This is a genomic window from Alteriqipengyuania triglochinis (assembly GCF_054655655.1).
Genome location: NZ_BAAHNC010000001.1, coordinates 178,458 through 202,464, shown reverse-complemented (window position 1 = coordinate 202,464; position 24,007 = coordinate 178,458). Strand labels below are relative to the sequence as shown.

Genomic DNA, 24,007 nt, shown 5'->3' with positions numbered 1-24,007 from the left:
AGGAACTGGCGGGCCCGCACGCAAGCGTGCCCGTACCGGTCAGTCTCTGTTGGCGATGACTTCCTGCACCGCCAGCACGATATTCATGAAGCTTTCGGCGGACAGGCTCGCCCCGCCGACCAGCGCGCCGTTCACCTCGTCGCACGACATGATCTCCGCAGCGTTCTCCGCATTGACCGATCCGCCATAGATGATGCGAATGGCCGCGCCGTCTTCCTCGCCGAAGGTCTTGACCAGGAACTCGCGGATCGCGGTGTGCATCTCGACGATTTCGTCGGGCCCCGCCGCCTTGCCGCTGCCGATGGCCCAGATGGGTTCGTAGGCAATGGTCAGCTTCTCGCCCGGCTCTTCGATCTGTTCGGGAAGCGACGCCTTGATCTGGCGCAGCACGTGATCGACCGCCTTGCCCGCCTCGCGCTTGTCGAGCGGTTCGCCGCAGCACAGGATGAGCTTGAGCCCTGCATCGAGCGCGGCCGCACCCTTTTCGGCGATCAGCTTGTCCTTCTCGCCATGGCTCTCGCGCCGTTCGCTATGGCCGAGAATGACGAATCCCGCGCCCGCATCGGCCACCATCGCGGCGGAAATATCGCCGGTATAGGCACCGCCATCTGCGGGATGGCAGTCCTGCGCGCCGACGCCGATCTGCTCGGCCTCGCGCCGGACGGGGTGGATGAGCGTGAACGGCGGAGCGAGAGCGATCTCCACCTGCATCAGACGCTGTGCGGCGCGGTCGATCGCGCGCGCTTCGGACAGCATGGCGCGGGTGCCATGCATCTTCCAATTGCCAACGATGAAAGGGCGTTGCGCCATTTCGGAAAGTATCCTGCTGTTTTTCGGTATCTTGGTTCGCGACGCGGCATTTCGCCCGCAACGCAGAAGCGGGTCGGTAGCGAAGGACTGGCGGACAGTCAAAACCCCCGCGGACGATTTCCCTGCCAGCGTGTCCCGAAAGGCCCACGCGCGCCTTGCGGCGATAGGGCTGGCGAATTAAGGATCGCGCCAAACGGTGTGCGCGTGCCGTTTGCGGTGCGCGCCCGCCACCCCCTATGGGCAATACTCTCCTGAATCGCCCCTTCTGAATCGCCAAGGCCCATCAATCGATGATCAATTTCTTCCGCTCCTTCTTCCAGTCCAAGCTCGGCCTTGGGGTCACGATTGGCTTCCTGGTACTGATCGCGCTGGCCTTCGCGGCCGGCGACATCGGCAATACGGGCACTTTCGGCGGCCTGTCGGGCACCAACAACGTGGCCGTGGTCGGGGACGAAGAGCTGACAACGGCGGACCTGCGCGAGTCGGCCAGCAATGCCCTGCGGCAGGTGCAGGCCAACGACCCGACCCTGTCGATGGAAGGGTTCGTCGAGGAAGGCGGTCTTTCGCAGGTGCTCGATACGCTCCTGGAACGGGTTTCGATCACCGAATTCGGTCGCATGCTGGGGCTGCGCGCGGGCGAGAACCTGGTCAACAGCGAGATCATCCAGATTCCCGCCTTCCGCGGGCCGGACGGCAACTTCAGTGAAGATACCTACCGCCAGGCGATCCGCAGCCAGGGGCTGACCGATGCCGTGGTCCGCGAAGACCTGACCGACGGCCTCGTCGCGCGGCAGGTGCTGATCCCCGCTGCCTTCGGCGCCAAGCTGCCCGACTCGATCATCAAGCGCTACGCCGCCCAGCTGCGCGAGCGACGCGAAGGTTCGATCGCCATCGTCCCGTCCGAACTGTTCGTTCCCGAGAAGGGGCCGAGCGACAAGCAGCTGCAGGAATATTACCGCGCCAACCGCTCCGACTTCGTCCTGCCGGAGCGGCGCACGGTTCGCTACGCAGTGTTCGGCACCGATGCGCTGGGCGACCGCGCCACCCCGACCGACGCCGAAATTCGCGCGCGCTACGAAGAGAACGCCGATCTCTACAGCGCGAGCGAGGAACGCACCTTCACCCAGCTGATCGTGCCCACCCGGCAGGCTGCGGAAAGCTTCCGCCAGCGGGTCGCGAACGGCACGTCGATCGCATCGGTCGCCAGCGAGGCGGGGCTCGAGCCGTCCGAAGTCGGCCCGATCCCGCGCGAGGATTACGCCCAGCAGGTGAACGGCGCGGTCGCCAGCGCCGTGTTCGCCGCCGATGAAGGGACGGTCGCCGAAATCGCGCGCAGTCCGCTCGGCTTCCATGTCGTGCGGATCGATGACGTCACCTCCATCCCCGCCCGTTCGCTCGCCGAGGCCCGGCCCGAAATCGAGCAGACGATCCGCGCCGAGAAACAGCGGCGCGTCATCAGCGAGTTCGCAGCGGAAGTGGAAAGCCGGCTCAACAGCGGTGAATCGCTCCGCCAGGTCGCGGACGATCTCGACCTCGAGATCGAAACCACCCGGCCGATCACCGCATCGGGCGCGATCTTCAATGGCGCACAGGGCGAAACCGTGCCCGAAGCCGTCCAGCCGCTGGTGCAGACGGTTTTCCAGATGCAGGAAGGCCGCCCGCAGATCGCCGAGGCCGGACAGGCTTTCGTCCTCTACGAGGCCGCCTCGATCACGCCGTCCGCCGCCCCGCCGCTCAAGGACATCCGCGAAGAGGTCGAACTGGTGTGGAAGCTGGACGAAGGATCGAAAGCGGCGAAGAAGGCCGCCGATCGCATCCTCAAGCGGGTCGCTTCGGGCAGCACGCTGGCCGCCGCGATGCGCGCGGAGGACAAACCCCTGCCCCCGGCACGGCCGCTGAACGTGACGCGTGAAGAGCTGATGCGGCAGCAGCGCCCCAATCCGCCGGTCGCGCTGATGTTCTCGATGACGGAAGGCTCTGCCAAGCGCATTGCCGCGCCGAACAACCAGGGCTTCTTCCTCGTCGCGCTGGACGAGATCACCGCCGGCAAGATCGAAAACGACGATCCCCTGATTGCCCAGGCACGCTCCGGTTACGGCGAAATCCTCTCGCGCGAATATAGCGACCAGCTGCGCAAGGCGATTCAGGGCGTGGTCGGCGTCGAGCGGAACCCGGAAGCGATCGACGCGGTGCGCCGCGAGCTGACCGGCCAGACAGCAAACTGAGCGTGACGCGCAATCTCGACGCAGCTCGCGAACGGCTGTCGCAGAACCTCCCGGCACTCGTCTGGCAGCGCCACATCGCCGATACGCTGACCCCGGTCGGCGCGGCCTGTGCGCTGATGGAAGAGGGCCGCGGAGACTTCCTGCTCGAATCGGTCGAAGGCGGGGAGATCCGGGGGCGATACTCGATGCTCGGGCTCGACCCCGACCTCGTGCTGCGCGCCGATGGCGAAACCGCGCAGATCAACCGCGACTGGCGGCGCGACCGCGATGCCTTTACCCCGGTCGAAGGGGACGGGCTGGCCGCGCTTCGCGGCCTGCTCGGCGAAATCGCGATGCCGACGCCCGACGACCTGCCGCCCGCGCTCGCGCTGCTGGTAGGCTATTTCGGCTACGAGACGATCGCCCTGGTTGAAAAGCTGCCCCGGGCGAGCGACGATCCGCTGGGCTTGCCCGACATGGTCTTCACCCGCCCCGGGCTGGTGCTGGTCTTCGATGCGCTGACCGACGAAGTGTTCGTGATCGCGCCGGTCTGGCCGTCCGAGACCGATGTCGAGCTGGCGCTCGACGCAGCGGGAGAGCGGATCGGCGAAGCGCTGCGGCGCCTGTCGCAGCCCGTGCCCCAGCGCCCTCGCCGACCCGATACGGGCGCGGGGCTTTCGCCCGAGGAGGTCCGGTTTCAGCCGACCGTGGACGCGGGCGATTACGCGGCGCGGGTGGCGAAGGCGCAGGACTACATCGTCGCGGGCGACATCTTCCAGGTCGTGCTCGCCCAGCGCTTCACCGCGCCCTTCGCGCATTCCGCGATGGACCTCTACCGCGCGTTGCGGCGGATCAATCCCTCGCCCTTCCTCTATCTGCTCGACCTGCCCGATGTCGGTCTCGTCGGCTCCAGCCCGGAAATCCTCGTGCGGTTGCGCGACGACGAGGTCACGGTCCGCCCGATCGCGGGCACGCGCCCGCGCGGCGCGACGCCCGAGAAGGATCGTGCGGCGGAGCGCGAACTGCTCGCCGACCCCAAAGAGCGGGCGGAACACCTCATGCTGCTCGACCTCGGGCGCAATGATGTGGGACGCGTGGCGCAGGCAGGATCCGTCGAGGTGACGGACAGCTTCATGGTGGAACGCTATAGTCACGTGATGCACATCGTCAGCAATGTTCAGGGCCGTCTCGATGCCGGAAAGGACGCGCTCGACGCGCTGTTTGCGGGCTTCCCCGCAGGCACCGTCAGCGGCGCGCCCAAGCTGCGCGCGTGCGAGATCATCGCCGAGCTGGAGGCCGAAAAGCGCGGGCCCTACGCGGGCGGCGTCGGCTATTTCGCGCCGGATGGAAGCTTCGATTCATGCATCGTGCTGCGCACCGGACTGGTGAAGGACGGCACGCTGCACGTGACCGCCGGAGCGGGCATCGTCGCCGACAGCGATCCGGCCTCCGAACAGCGCGAATGCGAGGCTAAGGCAGGTGCCCTGCTTGCCGCCGCACGCGAAGCGGCGCGCGTCGCGAACGAAGTGGGGTTCGGCCAGTGACATTGCGGTCCACCTCGATCCTCGCGCTTGCGCTCCTCGCCCTCCCCGCCTGCGAACAGTCGCAGCCGGGCGAGCCGGTGATCCGAACCGATATCAGCGGTGAAAAGGGCGTCGAGGTCGCCAGCAACGCACCGCAGAAGGCGGAGCCTTCGCCGACCCCCACGCCGACGCCCAGCGAAACCGGCACGCCGGAGGATTCGGCCTGCGAGCCGGTACGCTTCGAGGACGTCGTCTTCACCCACTGCGTCGCCGACCCGGCCGAACATCGCGTACGCATGGCGCTCGGCTCCCCGCCCTACCGCAGCCTTGCCAAGTTCTCGTCCTCGCGCGCCAAGGACGCGCCGCGCGTCGCTTTCGCAATGAATGCGGGCATGTACGACGGCGAAGGCAAGCCGATCGGCTATTACGTCGAGAACCGCGAACGTCTGCAGGAGCTCAACCGCAACGACGGGTCGGGCAATTTCCACATGAAGCCCAACGGCGTCTTCTACGGCACCGGCGGCACGTGGCGGATCAAGACCAGCGACAATTTCTACAGCACCGTGGGCGACCGCCCCGATTTCGGCACGCAGAGCGGCCCGATGCTGCTGATCGACGGCAAGCTGCACCCGGATATCTCGGACGATGGCCCCTCCAAGCGTATCCGCAACGGCGTGGGCGTGGATCAGGCTGGCAAGGCGCACTTCGTGATCACCAACCGCCCTGTCAGTTTCGGCCAGTTCGCACGCTTCTTCCGCGACGTGGCGAAGACGCCCAACGCGCTCTATCTCGATGGCAGCGTGTCCAGCCTGTGGGATCCTGCGCGCGGCCGGATGGATACCCGCGCCGATCTGGGCCCGCTGGTGGTCGTCGAATTCAAGGAATGATGATGGAATACGAACGCACGCTCTATCCCGAAATCGAACCTTACGAGACCGGCATGCTCGATGTCGGCGAAGGGCACTCGCTGTATTACGAGCGTGTCGGCACGCCGGGCGCGAAGCCCGCGGTGTTCCTCCACGGCGGCCCGGGCGGCGGGATGGGCCCTGTCCATCGCCGCCAGTGGGACCCGGAGAAATACGACGTCCTGCTGTTCGATCAGCGCGGCTGCGGCAAGTCGACGCCCTTCGCGGAGATCGAGAACAACGACACCTGGCGCATCGTCGAGGATATCGAGCGCTTGCGCCAGATGTGCGGGCACGAGGGATGGCAGGTGTTCGGCGGCAGCTGGGGCGCTACGTTAGCGCTCGCCTATGCGCAGACCTACCCGCAGCGGACCACTGAGATCGTGCTGCGCGGCGTGTTCCTCGGCCGCCAGAAGGAGCTCGACTGGCTGTACCGCTATGGCGCGAGCGAGATCATGGCCGAGGCGTGGGACGATTTCGTCTCCGTCATCCCGGAAGCCGAGCGCGGCAAACTGATCGACGCCTTCTACCAGCGCCTGACGGGCGACGACGAGGATGCGAAGCACGAGGCCGCGCGCGCATGGTCGGTGTGGGAAGGCCAGGTCGCCACGCTGCTGCCCAAGCCCGAACTGGTCGAGGATTACGCCGACGCCGCCAAGGCCGTCCCCATGGCGCGCATCGCGGCGCATTTCTTCCGCGAGAAGTTCTGGCTGGAAGAAAACCAGCTGCTGCGCGACGTGGGCAAGCTGCAAGGCATTCCCGGCATCATCGTGCAGGGCCGCCACGACATCTGCACCCCGCCGACCTCCGCATGGGATCTAAAGAAGGCCTGGCCCGAGGTCGAGCTGTGGATCGTCCACGACGCAGGCCACTCGGCCAGCGAGCCGGGGATCATCGACGGGCTCGTGCGCGCGACGGACAAGCTGGCGGGCTGATCGTCCACCCTATCCACTCGCCCTTCGACAAGCTCAGGACGAGCGGATAGGGACACTTCCAAGCAAACCCGTTCGTGCTGAGCCTGTCGAAGCGCGAACATGGCACAGAGCCTCTTGAATGATCCTCGTCATCGACAATTACGACAGCTTCACCTTCAACCTGGTCCACTACCTGCAGGAACTGGGCGCCGAGGTACGGGTGGAGCGCAACGACGCCATCACCGCGCGCGAGGCGGTGGGCGGCGGGGCGAAGGGTATCCTCCTCTCCCCCGGCCCGCGTACGCCGAACGAGGCGGGCATCACGCTCGATACCGTGGCGGCCTGCGCCGATGCGAGACTCCCGCTGCTGGGTGTGTGCCTCGGCCATCAGGCGATCGGGCAGCATTTCGGCGGGCGCGTGGTTCAGGGCGGGCTGATGCATGGCAAGACCAGCGCGGTGACGCATGACGGCAGCGGCGTGTTTTCCGGGCTCCCCAGCCCCTTCGACGCCACCCGCTATCACTCGCTGGTGGTCGAGGATATTCCGAACACATTGCAGGTCAACGCGACCAGCGAAACGCCCGGGCTCGACGGCACCAGCGTGATGGGTTTCCGCCATGCCGAGCTGCCGATCCACGGCGTCCAGTTCCACCCGGAAAGCATCGCTACACAGCACGGCCACGCGCTGCTCGCCAATTTCCTTGCCATTTGCGGCATCCAAGCGCGCGAAAGGCAGGCGGCATGAAGTCCCTCCCGCTCGCCGTTCCGCACATGAACGAGGCCGAGGCCGAGGAGGTCTTTGGCTGGATCCTCGACGGGGAAGCCACCGATCAGGAAATCGCCCGCTTCCTGCTCGCGATGACCGAGCGCAGCGAAACCGCCGACGAGATCGCGGGCGCGGCGCGAGCATTGCGCGCACGTTACATCCCGGTCGACGGGCCGGACAATGCGATCGACGTGTGCGGCACCGGCGGCGACGGGCACCACACGCTCAACGTCTCGACCGCCGTGGGTTTGGTGGTCGCGGCCTGCGGCGTGCCGGTGGCGCGGCACGGAAACCGGGCTATCTCCTCGCTCTCGGGCGTGGCGGACACGCTGGAGGTGCTCGGCCTCGACATGGAAGCCGCCGGGCGCACGGCGGAAAAGACGCTGAACGAGATCGGCATCTGCTTCCTCTTCGCGCCCAACCACCATCCGGCGATGCGGCGTATTCAGCCGATCCGCAAGAAACTGGGCCGCCGCACGATCTTCAACCTCATGGGGCCACTGTCGAACCCGGTGGGCGTGAAGCGCCAGCTGATCGGCATCGCGCGCCCCGGCTATGTCCCGATCTATGGCGAGGCCGCCGCGCGCCTCGGCACCGAACGCACGCTGATCGTTTCGGGCGATGAAGGGCTCGACGAGCTGAGCCTCGCCGCGGGGAACGAGATGGCGGACGTGAGCGGCCACGAATTCGCGATGAAGCGCGTCGATGCGGGCATGGCGGGCCTCGAACACGCGCCGGTCGAAGCCATTCGCGGCGGCGATCCGCAGCATAACGCCAAGGCATTGAGCGCCTTGCTGCAAGGAACGCCGGGGCCGTATCGCGACGCAGTGCTGTTCAACTCCGCCGCCGCGCTGATCGCGGCGGGAGAGACCGAGGACTGGAAAGACGGGGTGGCTACTGCTGCCGAAGCGATCGACAGCGGTGGCGCGCAGCGGCTCCTTGAGCGCTGGATCGCGTTGGCGAAGTGACTCGCGGCCTTCCCTTTTTCGTCATTCCCGCGAAGGCGGAAATCCAGATGAGCCCGTCGAATGTGCACCACCGCCATATGGCCCCCGCTTTCGCGGGTGTGACGATAGTTTGATATGAACAAACTCGAAGAAATCTGCGCCACCAAGCGCGACGAAGTGCGAGAGCGGCAGTCCGCCACGCAAGTCAGCGAACTGATAGCGCAAATCACCGCGCAGGCCCCGCCGCGCGGGTTCGAGGCTGCGCTACGCACGACCCATGCGGATGGTCACCGCGCGCTGATCGCAGAAATCAAGAAAGCTTCGCCCTCCAAGGGGCTGATCCGCGAGGATTTTCAGCCCGCCGAACACGCGCAGGCTTATGCCGCTGCGGGCGCAAGCTGCCTCTCGGTCCTCACCGACGCGCCCTATTTCCAGGGCCACGCCGACTACCTCATCGCCGCGCGCAAAGCCTGCGCCCTCCCCGCGCTGCGCAAGGACTTCATGGTCGATCCGTGGCAGTGTGGCGAGGCCCGCGCGATGGGTGCGGACGCGATCCTGATCATCGTCGCCGCACTCACCGACCAGCAGGCAGCCGAGATCGAAGCGGCCGCGCTCGAACTCGATATGGACGTGCTGGTGGAGGTCCACGACGCCGCCGAGATGGAGCGCGCGCACACGCTCAAGTCGCGGCTGATCGGCATCAACAACCGCGACCTTCGCAGCTTCGAAACGGACATCGCCACCACCGAGGCGCTGATCCCGCTCGCGCCCGAAGGCGCGTTCCTCATCTCCGAAAGCGGCATCGCCACCGCCGCCGACTGCGCCCGGCTCGAAGCGGCGGGCGCCAAGGGCTTCCTCGTCGGCGAGAGCCTGATGCGACAGGCCGATGTGGAAGCCGCAACGCGCGACCTGCTGATACGCTGAGGCTGTCCTACAGCCGACGCCCGTGGCATGTTCGGCGGATGACTGCATTTCAGCCCACATCCCGCCCGTACCGCCTGCCTTCAGGCGCAATCCGCAGGGGCAGGTTTTTCTCCCCTGGACACTGTGTCAGGTGTGTCAGGGGCCACGCGGGAGCGATGATGTGAGCGCCCTCACCCATCTCGACGAAAACGGTGCCGCGCGCATGGTCGATGTCGGCGGCAAGCGCGAAACCGCGCGGACGGCAGTGGCCGAGGGGCGGATCGCGATGAACGCAACCGCGCTCACTGCCATTCGCGATGGCAACGTGCCCAAGGGCGATGTTCTCGCCGCCGCGCGCATCGCCGGGATCATGGCCGCCAAGAAGACCGGCGAGCTCATCCCGCTGTGCCATCCCCTCTCGCTCGATAGCGTGAGCGTGGAGTGCACGGTTGAAGAGTACGCCGTGCGAGTCACCGCGACCGCCTCGCTCACCGGGAAGACCGGCGTGGAGATGGAGGCGATGGTTGCCTGCAATATCGCGCTGCTGACGATCTACGACATGGCCAAGGCGCTCGACAAGAGCATGGTGATCGAACAGGTCCGGCTGCTGGCCAAGACCGGCGGCAAATCGGGAGACTGGCACGCGGACGGGGTACCGGCATGAGTGCGCCGCTGGAACTGGAGGACGCCCAGGCTCGGCTGCTCGCGCTGCTCGAACCGCGTGCCTCGAAGAGCCTTGCGGTGGAAGACGCCGCCGGACGCTTCCTTGCCGAGCCGGTCATCGCGCGCCGCGGCCAGCCCGCCGCGGACCTCTCGGCGATGGACGGCTACGCGACGGCGGGCGACGGCCCGTGGGATATTGTCGGAGAATCGCGCGCGGGCGCCCCCTTTCCGAAGGTCGCGAGCAACGGCATGGCGGTGCGCATCTCGACCGGTGCACGGATGCCGCTCAATACCGACGCCGTGCTCATCCAGGAAAATGCGCGGCTCGAGGATGATCGCCTCTTCGCGACCGAGCCGCCAACGCCAATTTACATCCGCCGTGCGGGCTTCGATTTCGCGGCGAGCAATACGCTGCTGGAGCGCGGCACGCGCATCGGCTCCGCGCAGATCGCGCTCGCGCGTGCAGGCGGCGTGGGCGACGTGGTCGCGTACGATGCGCCGCGCGTGGCGGTCATCGAGTGTGGCGACGAGCTATGCGCCGATCCGGCCAGCTGCACGGCAGATCAGATCCCGTCGACCAACGGCGCCATGCTGGGGGAGATGGCGCACAAGGCCGGGGCCATGGTGCGCCGGCTCGGCCCGGTGTCCGACGATGCGAAAGAGATTACCCGCACCATCCTTGCCGCAAGCGAAGATGCCGCGCTGGTGGTGATCAGTGGCGGTGCATCGGTCGGGCCGCACGATCTCGTCAAGCCGGCGCTCGAAGCGGCGGGCTTTTCGCTCGATTTCTGGCGGGTGGCGATCAAGCCGGGCAAGCCGCTGCTGGTCGCGACGCGCGGGCAGACGGTGGTGCTCGGCCTGCCGGGCAATCCCGTGTCCAGCTTCGTCACCGGCTTCCTGTTCATGGCACCCGCGATCCGCAAGCTTGCCGGGGCCGCCCATTGCCTGCCCCGCCCCATCTCGATGCCGCTGGCAGAAAGCTTGCCGCGCGGAGGCACGAGGCGCGAGTTCATGCGCGCGTCGTGGACCGGCGCGGGCGTGGTTCCGGCCGGGGTGCAGGACAGTTCCGCCCTCCTTCCGCTCGCCCATGCCCAGCTGCTGGTCGACCGGGCTGCGCAGGCACAAGCATCCGCAGCGGGAGCATCGGTTCCATGCTACCTGCTGGAAAGTGGCGGATATGCTTGACTTGGAAAAAAGGGTTGCCTAATTGTTCCGCATTCGTTCGCGTTTGTGCGAACAGGTTACGCGGAGAGTGCACGCGATGTTGACGGCAAAACAGCATGAATTGCTCAGGTTTATTCATGAGCGTCTGGAAGATACCGGCATCTCGCCCTCTTTCGAGGAAATGAAGGATGCGCTCGACCTCAAGAGCAAGTCGGGCGTCCATCGGCTGATTTCCGCTCTGGAAGAACGTGGCTTCATCCGCCGCCTGCCGAACCGGGCACGCGCACTCGAAGTGCTGAAACTGCCCGAGAGCGCGGTCGCCGGCTCGATGCCCAAGGCCGCCAATGATGCGGGGGCGCGCACCACCAACGTACCCGCCAGCCTGCCCGAGGCGGCGAACGATGTCATCGAGATACCGCTCCACGGGCGGATCGCCGCCGGTGCCCCGATCGAGGCGCTGGAGGATCACCAGAGCCTGCCCGTCCCCGCAGCCCTGCTCGGCCCGGGCGAGCACTTCGCGCTGGAAGTGTCCGGCGACTCAATGATCGAGGCCGGCATTTTCGATGGCGACTATGCGCTGATCCGCAAGTCCGACACCGCGCGCGATGGCGACATCGTGGTCGCGCTGGTCGAGAACGAGGAAGCGACGCTCAAGTACCTCTGGCGCGAAGGCGGCCGGGTGCGCCTCGACCCCGCCAACGCGAGCTACGAGCCGCAGGTCTACGACAGCCGCGCAGTCCAGGTTCAGGGCAAGCTGGCGGGGCTGCTGCGCCGCTATCACTGATTGCCGGTGCGGGGCGCGGACCTCGGTTCGCGCTCCACGCCGCCCTGCCCGTGCCACCAGCCATGGGCGCCCTGCCCTTCGGCCACCGTCTCGACCTCGCGTGAAGCAAAGCGAATGGCGAGACCACCCGTCTTATCGAGCATCCGCCGATCGGCCTTGAGCCAGCGTGGCCGGCAGCTGCGCGGCAGCCAGCGGTCCGCCACCACGATGTCGACCCGCGCGCAGGCTGCGGCAAGGTCGCGCTCGGTCACGTATTCCCGACCGCGTGCCAGCAGCAGGTGCGTGACCAGCCCTTCCCGCTCGACGCTCGCGACGCAGAATTCAGGGCTGCACTGGGCACCCGGCCATTGAGCCAGCGGGACGGGCGGGCCGTCCATGGCGCCCAGCTCGGCCAGCGTATCGGTGGCGTAGGAAGACCGGCTCTCCCGCAATGTCAGGAGCTCGCCATCCTCGAGGATGCCGACGTCACGCCCGTCGCGCGAGACCAGCACATCGGGCCGCGGCGTCGCGATGGTGAGGATGGTCGCGACGGCAACCGGCGCGAACCCCCAGAACCGGGCGCGGCCGCTCCACAGCGCGAGCCACAAGCCACCCGCCACGAACGCGAAGAAGGCAAGGCCGCCCATATGCGGCGCCAGCTTGACCGCACCAGGCTGGCTCGCGGTGAAATGCGCAATGCCCAGCAACAGGTCCAGCGACTTGCCCACCAGCCACCAGGCCGGCGCGCCGAGGCCAACGATGTCGGCGACCAGCGCGAGGGCGATGAGCGGCATCGAAACGAAGGTTACCAGCGGAATGCCGATCATGTTGGCGAACGCGCCGTACATCCCGGCCCGGTGGAAATGGAACAGGACAATCGGCATCAGCGCGATCTCGATCACGAAGCCGGTCACCAGCAGCATCGCTCCGCCGCGCACCGGGCGCATCCACCAGGGCTCTTCGCGCGGGGCCAGAAACGCGCGGACGGGCGCGCTGTTGTGCAGCGCCACGATCGCAAGCACGGCGGCAAAGCTCATCTGGAAGCTCGGCCCCGCAACACTTTCCGGCCACAGCAGCAGCACGAGGCCCGCCGCCACCGCCAGCAGCCGGAAGGTCAGCGGCTCGCGCCCCAGGGCGAGCGCGATCAGCACCAGTACCGCCGCCGCGCAGCTGCGCACCGTCGGCACCTCCGCGCCGGTGAGCAGCGTGTATCCTACTCCTGCCAGCGCCCCGATCGCGGCCGCGACCACCGGCAGCCGAACCCGCAGGGCCAGCCACGGCCACAGCGCCAGCAGCTTGAGCGCAAGGATGTAGGACGCCGCGATCACCGCGCTCACATGCAGCCCGCTGATGGAAAGCAGGTGAGTGAGCCCTGCGTCGCGCATCGCATCCTCGTCCGCCTCGGCAATGGCCCCCCGGTCACCGCTGGCGAAAGCGGCGGCGATGGTCCCGGCCGATCCGCCCAGTTGCTGGCGAACATGCGCGGAAAGCCGCCGCTGGATCCCGGCGATCCCGCCCCAGCCCGGAGGGGCCGGTTCGACCAGCTCGATCTCGCCGACGGCGGATCCGGTCGCGGCCAGTCCTTCGAACCAGGCCGTTCGGGCGAAATCATATCCGCCGGGCACCAGCGGCGCGGCAGGCGGCATCAGGCGAGCGGTCAGACGGACGACCGCACCGCGTTGCATGTCCGATTGCGCCCGATCCAGCGGCACATTGATCCTCAGCTTGATCGCCTCGCCGGTCTCCGCATCGCGCGCCGCGACGACCAGGCGGATACGATCGCGCGCCGGCTGCTCCTCCCGCTCGAGAATGCGCGCATTGATCGTTCGTATCTGAGGATATTCGATGGCGGGCGCGCCGACCGTGGCCGAGCGTGCCCAGATCAGGCCGATCCCGAAAGCCATTGCCAGCCCCAGCGCGAGCAGCGCCAGCGCGAGGTCGGGCACCCGCCCGAACCGCAGCAGGATCGCCCCACAGACCGCGCAGCCCAGCGCTGCCGTAGCGGCAAGCAGCCATGCCTGCGGAGCAGCCAGGGCGAACCACATGGCGATGCCTGCGATCACCGCCACCACCAGCCACGGCCCGCGCTCCAGCCCCGCCCGCCCCAGCGCTCCATCCGCTGCGAGCGGCAGTCTTGCGAGCAGGCTGGACATGCGCCCATCAGCCTGCCAAAGCCGCCGCTGCGCTGCACCATTGCTCGCATCCGCACCGGTTTCGGATCGTCTGTCGGCCCGGGTCGTTGCATCGGATAGGTGCTGCGCAGCCATGCACGGAAATGGAAAGGAAGCGCGCTTCGATGGCAAGCGAAACCGGCACGATCATTACCCGCTTCGCACCATCGCCGACCGGCTATCTGCATCTGGGCGGCGCACGCACGGCCTTGTTCAACTGGCTCTTCGCGCGGCATCACGGCGGCAAGGCGCTGCTCCGCATCGAGGATACGGACAAGAAGCGCTCCAACCAGGACGCGATCGACAAGATCATCGAAGGTCTCGACTGGCTCGGCCTCGATTTCGATGGCGATACCGTGTTCCAGTCGCAGCGCGCCGATCGCCATGCCGAGGTCGCGAACACGCTCCTTGAAAACGCCCATGCCTACCGGTGCTACGCCACCTCCGAGGAACTCGAGGCGATGCGCGCAGAGCAGCGGGCCAACAAGCAGCCGATGCGCTATGACGGGCGCTGGCGCGACCGCGAGCCCGGCCCGGAACAGGAGGGCATGCCCTTCACTGTCCGCCTGAAGGTGCCCAAGAACGGCGAAACGGCGATCGAAGACGCCGTTCAGGGCCGCGTGACGGTCAAGAACGAAGAGATCGACGACTACATCCTGCTGCGCGCGGACGGCACGCCGACCTACATGCTGGCAGTGGTGGTCGACGACCACGACATGGGCGTGACCCATGTCATCCGCGGCGACGACCATCTCAACAACGCCTTCCGCCAGCTGCCGATTTATCGCGCGATGCACGAGATCGAGGGCAACTGGCCCGATCCGGTTTATGCCCACGTCCCGCTGATCCACGGCAGCGACGGCGCCAAGCTTTCCAAGCGCCATGGCGCGGTGGGCGTGGAAGCCTATCGCGACGAACTGGGCATTCTGCCCGAAGCGCTGTTTAACTACCTGCTTCGCCTCGGCTGGGGCCACGGCGACCGCGAGGAAATCACGCAAGCCGAGGCGATCGAGCTGTTCGACCTCGACGGTGTGGGGCGCAGCCCCGCGCGCTTCGACATCAAGAAGCTGCAGAACCTCAACGGCCACTACATTCGCGAGGCCGACGACACCCGTCTTGCGGGCCTTGTTGCCGGGGAACTGGCAGGCGATGTGGCGGGCGAGATCGACCGCGATCTGCTGGCTCGCGCGATGCCCGTGCTCAAGATCCGCGCGAAAGACACCCACGAACTGGCCGACAACGCCCGGTTCCTGTTCCTCCGGCGCCCGCTCGAACTGACCGACAAGGCCGCTGCACTGCTCGACGACGAGGCGCGTGCCCGTCTGGCCGAGGTTCATGCCTGTCTGAAGGCCGAAAACGACTGGACAATCGAGGCGCTGGAAGCCACTACCAAATCGCTTGCAGAGCGGCTCGAACTGGGGCTCGGAAAGCTTGCCCAGCCGCTTCGCGCTGCCCTCACCGGGACGACCACGAGCCCCGGAATTTTCGACGTTCTCGCCCTCCTCGGCAAAGAGGAGTCGCTCGCGCGGATCGAAGCGCAGGCTGTTTCGGCGAACCGCACACAGGATTGAAGGAGACCTCCATGGCAGACACCAACGCAAAACTGGAAATCGGCGGCACGACCCAGGACTTCCCGGTGCTGGAAGGCACCTGCGGCCCCGAGGTCATGGATATCCGCAAATTCTACGGCTCGACAGGGAAGTTCACCTACGACCCGGGCTTCAAGTCGACCGCGAGCTGCGAAAGCGCGCTGACCTTCATCGATGGCGAAGAAGGCGTGCTGCTGCACCGTGGCTACCCGATCGGCCAGCTGGCCGAACAGTCCAGCTTCATGGAAACCGCCTACCTGCTGCTGAACGACGAGCTGCCCAAGCAGGAAGAGCTCGACGAGTTCACCTACACGATCACCCGGCACACGATGCTGCACGATCAGCTGCGCCAGTTCTACCAGGGCTTCCGCCGCGACGCGCACCCGATGGCGATCATGTGCGGCGTGGTCGGCGCGCTGTCCGCGTTCTACCATGACAGCACCGACATCTCCGATCCCGAGCACCGCAAGATCAGCAGCCACCGCCTGATCGCGAAGATGCCGACGATCGCAGCCTGGGCTTACAAGTACTCGATCGGCCAGCCGTTCCTGCAGCCGGACAACTCGCTCAGCTACACGGGCAATTTCCTGCGCATGACCTTCGGTGTTCCGGCCGAGGAATACGAGGTGATCCCCGAGGTCGAGAAGGCGATGGACCGGATCTTCATCCTCCACGCCGATCACGAACAGAATGCTTCGACCAGCACCGTGCGGCTCGCCGGCTCGTCGGGTGCGAACCCGTTCGCGTGCATCGCGGCGGGCATTGCCTGCCTGTGGGGCCCCGCCCACGGCGGCGCCAACGAAGCGGCGCTCAACATGCTGCGCGAGATCGGCACGCCCGACAAGATCCCGCACTATATCGAGCGTGCGAAGGACAAGGACGATCCGTTCCGCCTGATGGGCTTCGGCCACCGCGTGTACAAGAACTACGATCCGCGCGCGACCGTGATGCAGGAAACCGTGCGCGAAGTGTTCAACGCGCTCAAGGTCGACGATCCGGTGTTCGAAACCGCGCTTCGTCTGGAGGAGATGGCGCTGAACGATCCCTACTTCATCGAGAAGAAGCTGTTCCCGAACGTCGATTTCTACTCGGGCATCATCCTGTCGGCGATCGGCTTCCCGACCACGATGTTCACCGCGCTGTTCGCCCTTGCTCGTACCGTCGGCTGGGTGGCGCAGTGGAACGAAATGATTTCGGACCCCGCCCAGGTCATCGGCCGTCCGCGCCAGCTCTACACCGGGCCGACGCAGCGCGATTACGTGCCGGTGGACAAGCGCTGATCCACGGCGATATGATGTAAAAAAGGGCCGCGGCGAAAGCTGCGGCCTTTTTGCTGTCAGCGTCCGGCTGGCACCGTGAGCGTGAAGGTCGCGCCCTCGTCCGGCTTGCTATCGACGGTGAGGTCGCCCCCCATCGCTTGCGCGAGGCGCTTGGAAATGTAAAGTCCCAGCCCGGACCCGCCACCATCGCCGCGGCCGAGCCGTTCGAACTTGTCGAACACGATCCGCTGCGCCTGTGCATCGAGCCCCGGGCCTTCGTCGGTCACCGAAACCTTTGCCTCGCCCCCTTCCTCGCCGAGCGAGATCGTGATGGTCGAGTCTTCGGGCGAATAACGAATGGCATTGCCGATAAGATTGAGCAGGACCTGCAGGACGCGGCGAAACTCGGCGATCGCAGGCTGGCTCTGGCCGGCAGGCGGCGCTGCGATCCCGATCGACTTTTCCTGCGCGCGAACCGCCAGGATACCCGCGGCCCGCTGGGCGACGTCCGCCAGATCGATGGGATCGGGCGCAGCGCGAAACCCGTCGGCTTCCACCACTTCGAGATCCGTCAGATCGTCGACCAGGGACAACAGGTGCTGGCCTGCGTTGACGATGTCGCGGGCGTAATCGCTGTATTCGTCCCCCAAGGGTCCGGCGAGGCGCGAACGGATGGTCTCGGCATTGGCCACGATGCGCGCGATCGGTTGGCGCAGGATCGGCGTGAGATCACGACCGACCGATGCGCCATCGTCGGCCCGCCGGTCGCGGCGCTGCTCGCGCCGCACCCATGCGCGGTTGGCGATCAGATACAGCTCGAAGCCTTGCGAACCCGGGTTCGGCTCGCCCAGCGGGATCAGGCGTACGGTCCAGTTACGCGGGCTGTCCTCAATCGAAACGCGCGCCTGGTCGATCAGCCGCCAGTGCAATGGCTGCGCGTGCTGACTTCCCTCTATATTGACGAAATCGGTCCACGGCTGACCCAGATTTGCGCTCATGCGCCTGTAGAGCGGCTGGAGGTCTTCCGCCTCCGTATGCACGGTCAGCACGCGCTGCTGCGGGTCGAGCCGGGCGTGCAGTTCCGCAAGAGCATCGTCGATCGCGTCGCGGCGCGCAGCGGCATCGTCGTCCCGCTCGATCGGCGGGGGCGCAGCCTGCCACGTGACGATGCCGATGGAACAGCCCGAAGACCCGTCGGCATCGGGCTGCGTCCCCTCGTCGGCAGGGATGATCTCCATCCAGGACTTGATCCGGTCCGAACCGTCGAAGGCATGGATCGTCCGGCCGAGGCGCAGATTGGTACGGCGTGCCTTGCGCACCTGCTCGCGCAGTTCGGGTATGGCGATCGTTCCGGGAATCTCCCCGCCGCAGCGACGCTGAAGTGCAGCAAGCGGTTCGTCGGCCGCGATCAGCCGGTCCTTCGCATCGGTGCGCGCACGCGCGATGTAGGTCTGTTCGTCCTGTGGCATGTCGGCTTACTCTACATGCCCGTAGGGCGATGATTCCAGGAGTGCCCGGGCATCCGCCGAACCGACCCGTTCGATACTTGCGGGCATGCTCGCGTCCGGGTGGAGGCAGCGCAGCTGCGCGCGCGCTTCGGCCGCGCTGAGCCCCGCCGCGCGTAACGAGAGAGCAAAGCGGACGAGCTGGCGATCATTCGTCGAAACCACGGCGACATCGCGTTCCTGCCCGGCCTTGTGCGCCAGCGCCGTCAGGAACACCGCCGCGCCGGCATGGGCCAGCGAAAGGGCGGCGCCCGCCCGCGCGCGCAAGCCCGCTACCGTGCGATCCAGCAGGGAGAGGCGTGGCTCGCTCTCGGCGCGCATCCGGCGGATGCGATCCTCCACCCTGGTCGCAAGATCTTCATCGACATCCTCGCGCTGGCGGCACCAGACCCCGACCATGTTGACGAACTGGTCTTCGGGTAGCTCGGCGAGCGGCATCTCCATCCGCTTCTGCTGTTCGATGAAGCGGGCCTGCGCAGCCAGAGTGCCCATCGCCGCATCCGCCAGTTCCGCCTCGTCCGACCCGATCAACGACTGCAGCAGGGGCGAGAGCACCGGATCGATCCCGTTACGGCGGCGCAGCCGGTCGGCCAGCTGCCATTCGATGGCGAGCGCGTGGCAATGGCCGAGGAAGGAGGCATGGCGTGCCAGTTCCTCCGCGAGGGCGTCGGTTCGGGCCTCGGCATAGACGAACACATCGTTCGCCCCGATCTCCTCCGCTTCGACGCGCAGCAGGCGGAACGAGGCGCTTCGCAGCATGCCCCGCACGCGGGCGATAATCGAATCGCTGAACAGCGAACGATCCTGGGTGTTGAGGAAATGGGTCAGGACCGGGGTGAGCGTGGACAGCGCCATGTCCCCGCGCGCCAGTTCGGCACGCAGGTCCGCGCCGACCGGCTGGTCTTCGCGCATCGTCTCCGGGATCCTGTCCGGCACGCTGGTCATCTGGCCGTCTATCACCGTCCCTGCTTAGCCCGTTATCGTTAAGGGCAAATTATCCCTGACCGACTGGCGCAGGCATCTAGCACAAGCGAATGCGCCATGCATGCCCGCTTACGTGGTTTTCGCTAGGCGATTTAGGGAAAAACAGCCTCCGTCCAAGGGTTGGACAGGGCCCGAGATCCGGTCAGGCGGCCGAAACTCGGTCGAAATCTGCCAGGAAGCCGCCGAGCTTGCGCAGGGCGACGGGATCGCCGGGTGCCGCATCGATCGCGCCCTGCGCCAGCACGATCAGTTCCCCCGCATGGAAGCTTGCCGCCAGCCCCTTGATCCGCTGGGCCGCGATCAGCCAATTGCCATCGCAGCGCGACCGGCGCAGAAGATCGATCTGCTGGGCCAGGCTATCGCGAAACGCTCCGCGCAGCTCGGTCAGGAGCTCCGGATCGTCCCCCGCGGCTGCGGCGAGCGTCGCGGTAAAGGCAGCATTTTCGATGGCCATAAGCTCTTCCCTATGGACCGGAGGGTTAAGGCGGGGTTTAACGGGGCAGGAAAGGTGATAGGTCGCGGGATATGACCGGAAATTCGTCTATCAGGGCAGTCGAGGAAAACGGCGCCACCAGCGCTGGCGACAATGTGCCGGAAGCTGCGGACACGGGCCCCATCCACTCCGATGAAGAGTGGTTTGTGGGCGGGGACGACCCTGCTGCCGAGCGGATGCCCCTCTTCGCCAGCCCCATCGCCACCGCCATTGCGCTGCTTGCTCTGCTCGGCTGGACGGTGCTGTTCATCATGGCGCGCGGGATCGCGAGTTTTGGATCGCTCGGCCCCGATGGCTGGAGCGCGGCGATCGCCGAATGGTCGGTGCCCGCGCTGCTCATCCTGTTCGCGTGGTTCGCCGCGAGCCAGCGCCTCGGCCGCCAGAGCGCCCGGTTCCGTGCAGCCGCCAGAGCCGCGGCGGGCGACGTTGCCGAACTCGAAACGCGGCTGGTCACGATCAACCGCGAACTGGGCCTCGCCCGCGAATTCCTGACCCAGCAGACGCGCGAGCTGGAATCGCACGGACGCGTCGCTGCCTCGCGCCTGTCGCAGAATGCCGACCGGATCGAGGCGCTGGTGGCCGAGAATGGCGAAGAGGTCGAACGGATCGCCAGGGTCTCCGAAACCGCGCTGGGCAACATGGCGCGCCTGCGCGACCACCTGCCGGTGATCACCAATGCCTCGCGCGACGCGGCCAATGCGGTCGGTTCCGTCGGCGAGCGGGCGCAGGGCGCGCTCGAGGGGCTGAGCAGCGGGCTCGAAAAGCTCAATGAATTCGGCGAGGCGGGCGAACGGCATGTGGATCATTTCCGCTCTCAGGTCGACCGGACGCTGACCACGCTCGGCGATCGCGTTTCCGAGCTCGAGGCCATGGCCGATGCGCGCTTCACCACGCTGCGCGAACAGAGCGAAAGCTTCCGCAGCGAGCTCGACGGGCGCGAGGTGGAAGCCCTCGCCGCTGCGCAGGCGCGGATCGAGACGCTGCGCGAACGGCTGGCCGAGGCCATCGGCGAGGTGCAGGAGATCGACGAAAAGGCGATGGGCTCCGCACAGGACCGCCTCGCTTCGCTCCGCGACGAAGCCGTCGCGATCGATGAATCGATGCGCGCGCGCGACAAGGATTTCGGCCAGTGGGTCTCCGAACGGCGCACCAGCATGGAAGATCTGGAGCGACGTGCGCTGGGCGAGCTGGAGGCCCGCCTCACCGCCATCGACACCGCACTGGAAGAACGGCACGAAAAGCACCGGGCGGTCGCGCGCGAAATTGCCGAAGACAGCACCTCCGCTGCCGATCGGCTGGCCGAGGCGAGCGATCGCATTGCCGACATCGCAGCGAACGCCTCCTCGTCGCGCGACATCCTGCTCGATGCGACCGACACTATCGAGAAACGTCTCGCCAGCGGGGGCAGCCAGCTCGACGCGCTGCACGATACGCTGAAGGAAGCGACCGAAGCGGGTGTCCGGCTGCTCGAACTTATCCAGGCGAGCGCGAAACACAGCCGCGAGGTACTGCCGGGCGCGATGGAAGCCGCCGAGGATCGGCTGGCGGCCCTGCGCGAAAGCGGCGACAAGCTGCGGCGGACGATCGACGAAGGCGCGGAGCGCAGCGAACGCCTCTCTGCATACATCGTAGAGACCCGCGACCAGGGCGAGGAAATCTTCAGCGTCGCCGACCGGATCGACGATCGCCTGGCCAAAACGCGCGACACGATGACCGAGAACATCGCTTCGCTGCGCACCTCGCTCGCCCTGCTGGACGAGGAAGCAGGAGTGGTGTCCGAAGCAACCACCCGGCGGATTTCCGAAGCGGTGGAACAGCTGGAAAGCGCCGCCGATAAGGCACGCAGGGCTCTCGACCGGTACGCGAGCGACGATGGCCGCGATATCGGGGCCCGGATCGGCGAGAATGCCGCCGACGCGGTCGGTTCCGCCATTCGTGCGCAGGCCGACGAAGCGCTGGACGAACTGCGCAAGGCGACCGAGCGGTCGGCGCAGGCGGCCCGCGACGCCGCCCGCCAGCTGCGCGACCAGCTATCGCTGGTGAACGAACTGGCAGGCAATCTCGAAAACCGTGTCTCTGTCGCGCGCGAACGGGCCGAGGAACAGGTCGACAACGACTTCGCCCGGCGCGTGGCGCTCATCACCGAAAGCCTCAATTCGAACGCCATCGATATTGCGAAATCGCTTTCGAGCGAGGTGTCTGACATCGCCTGGGCAAGCTACCTGCGCGGCGATCGCGGGGTCTTCACCCGCCGCGCGGTGCGCCTGCTAGACAATCGTCAGGCCCGCGAGATTGCCGAACTGTACGACGAGGACGACGATTTCCGCGCCCATGTGAACCGCTATATCCACGATTTCGAGGCGATGCTGCGCACGCTGCTCTCCACCCGCGATGGCAATGCGCTGGCAGTGACGCTGCTCGGCTCGGAAGTCGGCAAGCTCTACGTCGCGATGGCGCAGGCGCTGGAACGGCTGCGGACGAGCTAGCCTTCAGCTAGTCGCCCCGCTGTCCCGGCGGCAGCAGGAAATCGAAAGCATGGCGGGTGACCCAGCCATGCTCCCAGTTCATCACCCAAAGCGCGGTCAGAAATGCGGCGATCACGGCCGCGCGCAGGGCGAGCCTGCCCGGCCGGAAATTGGCGGGCGCGCTTTCAGCCTGCCCCGGCGTCAGTTCCAGCCCCATCTCCTCGTGCGTGCGGACTCCGAAGGGCAGCATCACGAAGGCGACGAAGATCCATACCAGAAAGTAGATCGCCAGGATCGACCAAGGGCTCACGTCAGTCCTCCACCATCACGACCTGCACCTGCGGGCGCTTGCCGGACCAGCGATTGGCGGCCCGGCGTGCGGCGAGCCGAACAGCCTCCTGCCGGGCACCGGCGTCTTTCGCATCGCGCCCGCGAAGCCGCCGCAGCGCTTCCTGCACGTCACGCGTCGCCTCGGCAACGAAATCGGGGAAGTCCTCGTCCAGCGGCATGCCCAGCGCACGCATCGTCACCTCGGGCTTCGCTTGGGGCTTGCCGCTGGAGCCGACCACGACGATCAGCACGCCATCGCGGGCGAGACGTCGCCGCTCGGTCACCGCGCTGCCATCGGCGGGCACGATGATGTCTCCGTCCAGCACGAGGCGGCCGGTCGGCACCTGGCCGATCTTGCCCGGTTCGCCCGGCGCAAGGCTCACGATATCGCCGTTCTTCTGGAACACGGCGTGCGGAATACCTTCGGCAAGGCCGAGCCGCGCCTGTTCCTGCATGTGGCGCACTTCGCCATGGACCGGGACCAGTATCTCGGGCTTGAGCCATTCGTAGAGTGCCTGCAGTTCGGGGCGCCCCGGATGGCCCGAAACGTGGATCATGCTCTGGCGATCGGTCACCATTTCGATCCCGCGCTCGGCCAGCTGGTTCATCACCTTGCCGATCGCAATCTCGTTGCCGGGGATCTGGCGGCTGGAGAACAGCACCACATCGCCACGCGACAGTTCCAGCGGATGGTTCTTGTCCGCCATCCGGCCCAGCGCGGCGCGCGGTTCGCCCTGCCCGCCGGTCGCAACGATCAGGACCTTGCCGCGCGGCATGTTCATCGCGGTGTTCCAGTCAACCCGATCGGGAAAATCGGTGAGGTAGCCGTTGGCCTGGCTGACCTCTATGATCCGGTCGAGCGAACGGCCGGCGACCACAACTTCGCGCCCCGTCTCCTTGGCGATCTCGCCCAGCGTATGGAGGCGCGCGACGTTGGAGGCGAAGGTGGTCACCACCACCCGCCGGTCCGGCCAGTTCCGGACCTCCTCGAGCAGGCCCTTGAAGACCGCGCCTTCGGAGCCGCTCGGTTCGGGATTGAAGACATTGGTACTGTCGCACACCAGCGCCAGCACGCCCTCTTCGCCGATGGAGCGCAGCTCTTCTTCGGTGGTCGGTTCGCCGATGATGGGGTCTTCGTCCAGCTTCCAGTCGCCGGTATGGAAGACGCGTCCGTAAGGCGTGTCGATCAGCAGTGCGTTGCCTTCCGCGATCGAGTGCGCAAGCGGCAGATACCGGATCCCGAAAGGCCCGATCTGCATGTCCTCATCGCCTTCGCGCACGATGTGCAGCGGCACCTCGTCGACCAGATCGGCCTCCTGCAGCTTGCGGCGGACGAGCTCTGCGGTGAAGGGGGTGGCGTACAGCGGCACGCCCAGATCGGCGGCGAAGTACGGGACCGCGCCAATGTGATCCTCGTGGGCATGGGTAATGACAATACCCATCAGATCCTTGACGCGGTCTTCGATGAATTCGAGGTCGGCGAAAACCAGTTCGATGCCGGGGTATTCGTTGGCGCCGAAGGTCATGCCCAGGTCGACCATCAGCCACTTGCCATCACAGCCGTAGAGGTTGACGTTCATCCCGATCTCGCCCGATCCGCCAAGGGCGAGGAAGAGGAGTTCGTTCTCCGGCTTGAAGTTCTTTTTCAT

The 24,007-nt window shown here is 66.6% G+C and carries 20 protein-coding genes; 13 read left to right on the top strand and 7 right to left on the bottom strand.

The window, feature by feature from the left end; all coding sequences use genetic code 11:
• Window positions 1–39 precede the first annotated feature (39 nt).
• On the bottom strand, window positions 40–810 hold the full coding sequence (gene tpiA, locus ACYQ0L_RS01030) for a triose-phosphate isomerase (RefSeq protein ID WP_459787070.1): 771 nt from the start codon (window positions 808–810) through the stop codon (window positions 40–42).
• Window positions 811–1,100: 290 nt separating this feature from the next.
• Here tpiA and ACYQ0L_RS01025 point away from each other — a divergent pair, with 290 nt between their 5' ends.
• From ACYQ0L_RS01025 to lexA, 10 genes are all read left to right on the top strand, one after another.
• Complete coding sequence (locus tag ACYQ0L_RS01025; protein ID WP_459787069.1) at window positions 1,101–3,035, top strand: peptidyl-prolyl cis-trans isomerase; 1,935 nt, start codon at window positions 1,101–1,103, stop codon at window positions 3,033–3,035.
• Window positions 3,036–3,037: 2 nt separating this feature from the next.
• Window positions 3,038–4,558: an anthranilate synthase component I gene (gene trpE / locus ACYQ0L_RS01020; protein ID WP_459787068.1), complete on the top strand. Its 1,521-nt coding sequence runs from the start codon at window positions 3,038–3,040 to the stop codon at window positions 4,556–4,558.
• The gene (locus ACYQ0L_RS01015; protein WP_459787067.1) at window positions 4,555–5,424 is read left to right on the top strand and encodes a phosphodiester glycosidase family protein; all 870 of its coding nucleotides are present in this window, start codon (window positions 4,555–4,557) and stop codon (window positions 5,422–5,424) included. The genes trpE and ACYQ0L_RS01015 overlap by 4 nt, the downstream gene beginning before the upstream one ends.
• Window positions 5,424–6,377, top strand: coding sequence for a prolyl aminopeptidase (gene pip / locus ACYQ0L_RS01010; protein WP_459788002.1), 954 nt, complete (start codon window positions 5,424–5,426; stop codon window positions 6,375–6,377). The genes ACYQ0L_RS01015 and pip overlap by 1 nt, the downstream gene beginning before the upstream one ends.
• 118 nt (window positions 6,378–6,495) lie before the next feature.
• The gene (locus ACYQ0L_RS01005; protein WP_459787066.1) at window positions 6,496–7,101 is read left to right on the top strand and encodes an anthranilate synthase component II; all 606 of its coding nucleotides are present in this window, start codon (window positions 6,496–6,498) and stop codon (window positions 7,099–7,101) included.
• Window positions 7,098–8,090, top strand: a complete 993-nt coding sequence (gene trpD, locus ACYQ0L_RS01000; protein WP_459787065.1) for an anthranilate phosphoribosyltransferase — start codon at window positions 7,098–7,100, stop codon at window positions 8,088–8,090. The genes ACYQ0L_RS01005 and trpD overlap by 4 nt, the downstream gene beginning before the upstream one ends.
• 114 nt (window positions 8,091–8,204) lie before the next feature.
• Window positions 8,205–8,993 carry an indole-3-glycerol phosphate synthase TrpC gene (gene trpC / locus ACYQ0L_RS00995; RefSeq protein WP_459787064.1) on the top strand — a complete coding sequence of 263 codons (789 nt, stop codon included), beginning with the start codon at window positions 8,205–8,207 and terminating at the stop codon, window positions 8,991–8,993.
• A gap of 160 nt (window positions 8,994–9,153) precedes the next feature.
• Window positions 9,154–9,636 carry a cyclic pyranopterin monophosphate synthase MoaC gene (gene moaC / locus ACYQ0L_RS00990; protein ID WP_459787063.1) on the top strand — a complete coding sequence of 161 codons (483 nt, stop codon included), beginning with the start codon at window positions 9,154–9,156 and terminating at the stop codon, window positions 9,634–9,636.
• Window positions 9,633–10,820, top strand: a complete 1,188-nt coding sequence (locus ACYQ0L_RS00985; RefSeq protein WP_459787062.1) for a molybdopterin molybdotransferase MoeA — start codon at window positions 9,633–9,635, stop codon at window positions 10,818–10,820. Before moaC ends, ACYQ0L_RS00985 begins: the two co-directional genes overlap by 4 nt.
• 76 nt (window positions 10,821–10,896) lie before the next feature.
• Window positions 10,897–11,583: a transcriptional repressor LexA gene (gene lexA, locus ACYQ0L_RS00980; protein WP_459787061.1), complete on the top strand. Its 687-nt coding sequence runs from the start codon at window positions 10,897–10,899 to the stop codon at window positions 11,581–11,583.
• Here lexA and ACYQ0L_RS00975 read toward each other — a convergent pair.
• Entirely contained in the window at window positions 11,577–13,715 is a 2,139-nt protein-coding gene (locus tag ACYQ0L_RS00975) for a ComEC/Rec2 family competence protein (protein ID WP_459787060.1), read from the bottom strand. The genes lexA and ACYQ0L_RS00975 overlap by 7 nt on opposite strands.
• Window positions 13,716–13,858: 143 nt before the next feature.
• Here ACYQ0L_RS00975 and gltX point away from each other — a divergent pair, with 143 nt between their 5' ends.
• Entirely contained in the window at window positions 13,859–15,304 is a 1,446-nt protein-coding gene (gene gltX / locus ACYQ0L_RS00970) for a glutamate--tRNA ligase (protein ID WP_459787059.1), read from the top strand.
• An 11-nt stretch (window positions 15,305–15,315) separates the two neighbouring features.
• A complete protein-coding gene (locus tag ACYQ0L_RS00965) occupies window positions 15,316–16,602 on the top strand; it encodes a citrate synthase (RefSeq protein WP_459787058.1) in 1,287 nt (428 codons plus the stop codon).
• 56 nt (window positions 16,603–16,658) lie between these two features.
• On the opposite strand, the gene ACYQ0L_RS00960 is transcribed toward ACYQ0L_RS00965, so the two are convergent.
• The 3 genes from ACYQ0L_RS00960 to ACYQ0L_RS00950 form a co-directional block, all read right to left on the bottom strand.
• On the bottom strand, window positions 16,659–18,050 hold the full coding sequence (locus tag ACYQ0L_RS00960) for a sensor histidine kinase (protein WP_459787057.1): 1,392 nt from the start codon (window positions 18,048–18,050) through the stop codon (window positions 16,659–16,661).
• 6 nt (window positions 18,051–18,056) lie between these two features.
• Complete coding sequence (locus tag ACYQ0L_RS00955; RefSeq protein ID WP_459787056.1) at window positions 18,057–19,031, bottom strand: hypothetical protein; 975 nt, start codon at window positions 19,029–19,031, stop codon at window positions 18,057–18,059.
• Between the two features lie 181 nt (window positions 19,032–19,212).
• The gene (locus tag ACYQ0L_RS00950; protein WP_459787055.1) at window positions 19,213–19,524 is read right to left on the bottom strand and encodes an Hpt domain-containing protein; all 312 of its coding nucleotides are present in this window, start codon (window positions 19,522–19,524) and stop codon (window positions 19,213–19,215) included.
• 71 nt (window positions 19,525–19,595) lie between these two features.
• On the opposite strand from ACYQ0L_RS00950, the gene ACYQ0L_RS00945 reads away from it, so the two are divergent.
• A complete protein-coding gene (locus ACYQ0L_RS00945) occupies window positions 19,596–22,049 on the top strand; it encodes a coiled-coil domain-containing protein (RefSeq protein WP_459787054.1) in 2,454 nt (817 codons plus the stop codon).
• A 7-nt stretch (window positions 22,050–22,056) separates the two neighbouring features.
• On the opposite strand, the gene ACYQ0L_RS00940 is transcribed toward ACYQ0L_RS00945, so the two are convergent.
• Both ACYQ0L_RS00940 and ACYQ0L_RS00935 read right to left on the bottom strand, forming a co-directional pair.
• A complete protein-coding gene (locus tag ACYQ0L_RS00940; RefSeq protein WP_459787053.1) occupies window positions 22,057–22,338 on the bottom strand; it encodes a DUF1467 family protein in 282 nt (93 codons plus the stop codon).
• Between the two features lies 1 nt (window position 22,339).
• The gene (locus ACYQ0L_RS00935; protein WP_459787052.1) at window positions 22,340–24,007 is read right to left on the bottom strand and encodes a ribonuclease J; all 1,668 of its coding nucleotides are present in this window, start codon (window positions 24,005–24,007) and stop codon (window positions 22,340–22,342) included.